At 37.6% G+C, this 5804-nt stretch carries 10 protein-coding genes and 1 pseudogene; 1 reads left to right on the top strand and 10 read right to left on the bottom strand.

Annotated elements, in window-relative coordinates:
• Window positions 1-142 precede the first annotated feature (142 nt).
• Window positions 143-871, top strand: coding sequence for a hypothetical protein (locus tag LWH95_RS21225; RefSeq protein ID WP_232920327.1), 729 nt, complete (start codon window positions 143-145; stop codon window positions 869-871).
• Between the two features lie 45 nt (window positions 872-916).
• Here the strand turns inward: LWH95_RS21225 and LWH95_RS21220 are convergent, their stop codons facing one another.
• The 10 genes and pseudogenes from LWH95_RS21220 to LWH95_RS21175 all read right to left on the bottom strand — a co-directional run.
• Complete coding sequence (locus LWH95_RS21220; protein WP_232920326.1) at window positions 917-1123, bottom strand: XtrA/YqaO family protein; 207 nt, start codon at window positions 1121-1123, stop codon at window positions 917-919.
• Window positions 1124-1204: 81 nt separating this feature from the next.
• Window positions 1205-1632, bottom strand: a pseudogene (locus LWH95_RS21215) (RusA family crossover junction endodeoxyribonuclease).
• Between the two features lie 94 nt (window positions 1633-1726).
• Window positions 1727-1876 (bottom strand): hypothetical protein, encoded by a 150-nt coding sequence (locus tag LWH95_RS21210; RefSeq protein ID WP_232920325.1) that lies wholly within the window; start codon window positions 1874-1876, stop codon window positions 1727-1729.
• A complete protein-coding gene (locus tag LWH95_RS21205) occupies window positions 1867-2808 on the bottom strand; it encodes an ATP-binding protein (protein ID WP_232920324.1) in 942 nt (313 codons plus the stop codon). Before LWH95_RS21205 ends, LWH95_RS21210 begins: the two co-directional genes overlap by 10 nt.
• Window positions 2690-3367: a DnaD domain protein gene (locus LWH95_RS21200; RefSeq protein WP_232920328.1), complete on the bottom strand. Its 678-nt coding sequence runs from the start codon at window positions 3365-3367 to the stop codon at window positions 2690-2692. Before LWH95_RS21200 ends, LWH95_RS21205 begins: the two co-directional genes overlap by 119 nt.
• Before the next feature lie 76 nt (window positions 3368-3443).
• Window positions 3444-4298 (bottom strand): recombinase RecT, encoded by an 855-nt coding sequence (locus tag LWH95_RS21195; RefSeq protein WP_232920323.1) that lies wholly within the window; start codon window positions 4296-4298, stop codon window positions 3444-3446.
• A gap of 2 nt (window positions 4299-4300) precedes the next feature.
• On the bottom strand, window positions 4301-5260 hold the full coding sequence (locus LWH95_RS21190; RefSeq protein WP_232920322.1) for a YqaJ viral recombinase family nuclease: 960 nt from the start codon (window positions 5258-5260) through the stop codon (window positions 4301-4303).
• Window positions 5261-5364: 104 nt separating this feature from the next.
• The gene (locus LWH95_RS21185; protein WP_232920321.1) at window positions 5365-5559 is read right to left on the bottom strand and encodes a YqaI family protein; all 195 of its coding nucleotides are present in this window, start codon (window positions 5557-5559) and stop codon (window positions 5365-5367) included.
• Window positions 5519-5692, bottom strand: coding sequence for a hypothetical protein (locus LWH95_RS21180; RefSeq protein WP_157829195.1), 174 nt, complete (start codon window positions 5690-5692; stop codon window positions 5519-5521). The genes LWH95_RS21185 and LWH95_RS21180 overlap by 41 nt, the downstream gene beginning before the upstream one ends.
• Window positions 5689-5804, bottom strand: a 116-nt coding sequence (locus tag LWH95_RS21175; RefSeq protein WP_332880201.1) for a YqaH family protein, incomplete at its 5' end; no start/stop codon positions are given. The genes LWH95_RS21175 and LWH95_RS21180, both read right to left, overlap by 4 nt.

The following is a 5804-nucleotide window of genomic DNA, read 5'->3' as shown; positions in this document are numbered from 1 at the left end:
GTTTTACTAAACAATATTTTAACCTCATTTGTCTATTCCTTGTTAACAACCGATTTTTTAATATTTTCACACTATAAAAACATTTACCCTCCAATCCTTTTTATGGTAAAATTTTTAAATAAAGTGAAGGTGAGCAATAGTAATGAACGAAAAAATTAAACTTTTAAAAAATTTTTTGATTGAAAACATTGATATAATGGAACCAAGTGGAGGATTTGGTACACACCTTTCTTACCCTGAATTTGATTTAACTCCGAGAGATTTTTTAGAATATGCTAAGATCGAATTACAACATTCAGTAAACAACCCAGGTTCACCAATTCATATTATTAATTGTGTATCTCATCTGAAAAGGGCAATTGATTGTCAACTTGATGTATTTCTTTCTCAAGTAAGCCTATATAATTTGATTAAAGAACAGAATTTAAAGTTTGAAAAAAAATTAAATTTCTTAAAAGATGCAGGCATTATTGAAGCAAATTCTATAGCTAGATTAAACCAGATAAGAAATAAGCTTGAACATGAATATAAGATACCAGATATTGTCGAAATCGAAGTCTATTACGATTTAGCGTGTGCCTTTATAACAGTACTTGAAGCCACCACAACATTTTTTTTCTTTTATAATGAAATCGAAATAGAATCTAATAACCTTGAGAAATTCAAATTTCTAAGAATTAGTTATCATTTCGATACTGTTCCTTATATATCTTTTGAAGTTTCTTATAACGATAATACAGAAAATTTATGTATTGAAGTTAAAGCTTCAGAGTTTAAAGTATTCCCTTACTATCTTAAAGCACTATTGCAACTATCAAAACTGGGATACACTAAAAATGAATTCATCATAAAAGAACTTCAATATAATTAATTCAACTTAGAAGCTTTCATCTAAAAGATGAAAGCTTCTTGTTGTTTACCTCACCTTAAACCCTATCTCATGATCAACCCGTGCAAAGCTTCCCTTTATAGTTTGAATCACTGTTTTACCGTGCTCAGGAGCATCTAAGACATGGGCAGTACCTTGATTCCCATCTAAAACAATGATCTGAACTTTTCCTGGATCAATCTTCTGCTGAATAGTGAAGTCTTTTTTGATGTTTATTTCTCTTGGATTGTACACTCAAAGCGCCCCCTGTGTTATGATAGAAGTACCAGTTCATATCAAGAACACTGAGGCTAAGCGCTTCGGTGTTTTTTATTTTTAGGCAGAAACCTCTCTTATCATGACTTCCACCCTCGGCTCTTCACTATAAAACTTGCTAACTTTCAGGTCCACTACTGGCTATCATCTTTGTAAATAAGATGATTCAGGGCATCTTTTACACCCTTTACATAGTTATCAACATCAGGCTTTGTAGTAGGCCTCAAAAGACCATTTTCAGCTTTCTCTTTCTTCTTTAATGAATTTGAAACTGATTTTGGCATTGGTCTGTACACTTTGACATCCATTGAGACAGGACCAGTAATAATTGTTTCTGGTTGATGCTGAGACGCAACCAAAGCTACATACTGTTTGAAATACTTTGATTTCGCTGGATCACGCATATGAACCTTCCCATTTCGTATTGATCCACGCGGCCGTCCTTGTGCGACTGGCTCACCATAAACAGTGAACTTAATGCAATCCAACTGTTCTTACCTCCCGTCAAGCTGTTCCCATAGCTGAATTTCTTTTTCTATTCTCGGTGCGGAGAGTAAAATTGTCAGCAGAGACACGACTGCTTTAAGCACTCAGCATCCGCTCCATTTGCTTTATTTTTTCCTCAAGTAAACAGATTGTTGGTGTAAGATCTTTACCTTCAGTTGGATTTGAAGGTCCAAATATATAAAGTCCACCAGTTGCTTTTACATTCATTTTCTCCTTCATTCCCAATCACCTAACCTATGATTTAATTGCATTCGATTGCCTTTAATAATCACTATGTAATCACGACACATCTGGTGAATCCGTGAACCAAGAGCCTCGTCTATATCCAAAATATCATCGACTGTTAACTCCGAAGAAATCAGCAAAGGCTTATGATTCAAGTATCGATAATTAATGACCGACTGGATTTGTTCAACCTGCCAATCGGTTGCCCTTGGTTGACCGTTTATTGGTTTAAATAAGTCATCAAGGAATAGAACTTCGACCTTTCTCATGGCATCCAGTTTTGCTTCTAAATTGTCAAAGTCAGCTTTTAAATCACCCATGCCCTCTACGTAAGGAAAGTACATGCAATGAATTGATTTTTTCTTAATCAGATTATTCATAATCGCAGTGAGCAAATGAGTTTTACCGCTGCCTGGCTGTCCAAGTAATGCAATACTGTTTTGCCTTTCTCCTTTGATCTTTTGAAAATCTTTATAGTATTCGACTGCACACTCATAAGCGTCTTTAATCATGTCAGGTTTACCGTCCGTAATGAAGTTACCAAAGAGAAGTTTTTCAAATTCTTCTGTAATGCCACTAGCTGCCATGAGTCTGGCTATTTTCTTTCGTCTCACACATTCGCACTGTTTTGAATAAGTATCTTTCCATTCACTAGCTTTGTCCGGCGTGCAAACCTTACCTAACAGAAAATCATCTTCAGGTACCATTTCGTTAGGAACCATAAGATCTAACTGATCATCTAAATGCCAAGGAGTATCTTTATGGACCCGATAAACGACAATTCCACGATCCTTACAATAAGGACAATCAAATTCAGCCTTTTCTTCGGATGCGGCCTGTTTTGTTCCCAAAAAGCGGGCTGACTTTTCCCGAAGCTCCTGCATGATCGTTTGAAATGCATTGTCTATACTGACTGCTTTGTTTATAGCCATATTGTTTCTCCTTTCTCTTTTGAGTGAATGGATTTGATAAGATGGCTTGAACGTATGACAAACTAGCTGCTTTCCCTTTTAATTGAAACGCTGTCTTGATAGCCTCCATCACTTTTTCTTCACCATAATCGTCGACCATGTATCCAATTCGCTGTGCCTCAATCGGGCCGACTGACCGAGCAACTTTGTTTTCATATAGCTCAAAGGCATTTTTCATTTTGTCATCGACCTCCTGATGTTCAATCCCAGCTGGTTCCAAAGCTTTTTTCTTCATGTAATTTCCTAGTTGTATGTAGTCTGCATAATGAAGTATGGTGACGATGAACCCTCTTTTTTGTGGAAGACGGTGCAATTTGATATATCCCTGTTTCTCCATTCGGTCTAGTGAGTATTTGATCTGTGAAGCTGACCAGTTAAAATCTTTTGCAAGTTCCACAACTTTGATAATGGTCTGCCCAAGTTCTAGCTCTTGATTTGGCCTGTATTCAGCTCTTTTGAACAAGTGATCATAGATTTTTTCATCCCTAAACTCTTTGAATGGTAGTCGGGGTATGACCACATACCCCATTGCTTTGATGTCCAATTCAATCACCTACTTCCTTTCACAGAGTACAGTTTTGTCACGAATACTTACCTCAATCGAACGGAAGTTCATCTTCTTTTATATCTACAGGCTTGCCGTCAAAAGGATCGGCTTCTTGAGCGCTTGGTTTTTCTGTTTCTTCTTTGATTGAAGGCTCAGAATCGATAATTTCTGAACTATCCGCTTCATTGGTAATGTCAATCCGTTCTCTTGTTTCATCTTCCTCAATAACTGCTTTTTGCATTTCAACAGAGAGAATCCCCCACTTACTTAAAACTGCTTTTAATACAGTCTTAAGAGCCATCGCATCCCAATCATTTTTCCATCCAAAATCAGACTTACTGAATTTCTTTTTGTGCTTCTCTACTTGTGCCTTTGTCCAGTACACTGTTTTTCGGAAGCCATTTATCAACTCAAAATAAGCTGCATAACCAATTACCACGTCTGATTCTCGTTTTTCAAAATCAATATCGATTTCTTCAGTCAATGGATTCCACATCTGCAATTCGCCTTCATGAATCGGTATGCAATTGATGGACTTATATTGGCCTGTTCGCAAGGCAAGCTGTATATATCCTTTGTATCCAAGCTGGAATTGTGCCTTTCCTCCATAAGGAACAATCCAGGCATATCCTAAGTTTTTATCTATAGGCAGATCGAGTGTAGCTGCCACCATTGCTGAGGATATGACGCTCATAGGATCTGTTTTCTGTAGCATCTGCTCGCTGTTATAGAGGCTTAAGATAGAAGCAGTAAACTGTGTAGCCCTCTTCCCTAACACTTCCTCAAATCGCTTAATAACGGATGGTGAGGAAAGCAAGCCTTTCATGGTTGCCCCTTGTTGCTGAACAGGAGCGCTTTTTTGTTTCTTTTGGATGTTGTTTTTAATTGATTGATTAGTAGCCATAATCAGCTAACCTCCTTGATTCCAAAACGTCTGAAATGAGTTTCCTTTTTGACCTTCTCGTAAATATCCGGAAACTGCTCTTTCAGCTTTTTCGTGTCAACTCGATTTGAGACAACTAGCTTCCAACAAGCTTGATAGTTTCCAATAAACCCATACTCTGCATCCTTCATTTCATGTTTGATCTGGTTCTCTAACTCTTTTGCCTGACTTTGAAGCTCTGAGATCTGTTCTTTAAGATGCAAATATTGTTGAATACGTTCTCGATTAGCCGCAGTTAAATCAATAGCTTTGTTATTTTCAGTTTCGGCATATCGTTTTTTGAGGTATTTCTCCGCAGCACTTGAACCATCTAAAGTTGGAGCTTGTCCGTCTAAGACCTTGTTATTCCAGAACTCAATCTCTGCTTCAAAGATCATGTCAATTAACTCGTCGTCTCTCTCAATCTCTTTCCAGACAAATTTATTCCCGCCGATCAGCACAGCAAAGTAGGCTTTCTGATATTCAGGTCCAAGCACACCCAGATAATGCTGGACCTGAACGATATAGCTCTCGGGGATTTCTTCGTCTTCCCATTCTTTTAAGTTGTAAGCAGAGGTTGTTTTACATTCAAGGATCGCTTTTTCACCAACGATCATTCGATCTACATTAGCCAAAATGAAATCATGTTCTGGATGTCTAAGTATTGCTTTTTTACGTCTAACCTTCTTGCCACTACGTATCTCAAATTCTTTTGCAACAATGTCTTCAAGCAATGATCCAAAGTAAGCAGCTTCACTTTGCGATTCACTTACAGGGACCTGTCCTGTTTTGTCTAACCATAATTCAAAAGGTGTCTTCCACTTGTTCAGCCCCAAGATAATGGATGCATCTGAGCCGCCAATTCCTTTTCTTCTTTCAATAAGCCATTCATCACGGCTCATTTCAGAAGTCTTAGCAAGAATCTCTGCCCTTTTGCTTGTCATAACAAAACCCCCATTGTTTTTATTGAGGCTATCTGATAAAATATTTTGCACATGAGTTTTTATTGATAGCCTTTAAAGAAGTCCACTTTGCCGAGTGGGCTTTTTTATTGCGAATTTTTAAATTCAAAACCAAGTTGCTCCCTTAGATATCTTTCCAAGTTCTCTCTGAGAATGATTTCGCCGCCATCAATTACATAATCATCAACTGGTGTTACTTCATCATCGTAAAAATCTTTTTGCACATCCGTTTCAGTCAGCTTATCGTGCCAGTTGTTTATGACCATTGGATTTTCGACCATTCTTATTCTCCTCTCTGAATTTGACTGCACGTCTATCCCATAACAGATGGAATTCACTATTGTTACGTATCATCGCACACCATTTACGAACTTCCAGAGCAGTTGCTGGCTTATGAACAAAATGAACCATCATCCTATACACCTGCTCACTACAGTTAAGTTGATACCTTGCTGTTGCATTTTCAATGCCGTTTCATAAAGACGTCCTTTGTTTGCAAGCCGGCTAATATCCTCAGTAAGAACCT

Source organism: Bacillus sp. G16, from assembly GCF_021282335.1.
GTDB lineage: Bacteria > Bacillota > Bacilli > Bacillales > Bacillaceae > Bacillus > Bacillus inaquosorum.
This window is presented reverse-complemented; position numbering and strand designations above follow the sequence as displayed.

Bases quoted from the DNA above. Each gene is read 5' to 3' on its own strand.
- LWH95_RS21195 (WP_232920323.1), bottom strand. From the start codon at position 4,298: ATGGCTACTAATCAATCAATTAAAAACAACATCCAAAAGAAACAAAAA.
- LWH95_RS21190 (WP_232920322.1), bottom strand. From the start codon at position 5,260: ATGACAAGCAAAAGGGCAGAGATTCTTGCTAAGACTTCTGAAATGAGC.
- LWH95_RS21205 (WP_232920324.1), bottom strand. From the start codon at position 2,808: ATGGCTATAAACAAAGCAGTCAGTATAGACAATGCATTTCAAACGATC.
- LWH95_RS21185 (WP_232920321.1), bottom strand. From the start codon at position 5,559: ATGGTCGAAAATCCAATGGTCATAAACAACTGGCACGATAAGCTGACT.
- LWH95_RS21180 (WP_157829195.1), bottom strand. From the start codon at position 5,692: ATGATGGTTCATTTTGTTCATAAGCCAGCAACTGCTCTGGAAGTTCGT.
- LWH95_RS21225 (WP_232920327.1), top strand. From the start codon at position 143: ATGAACGAAAAAATTAAACTTTTAAAAAATTTTTTGATTGAAAACATT.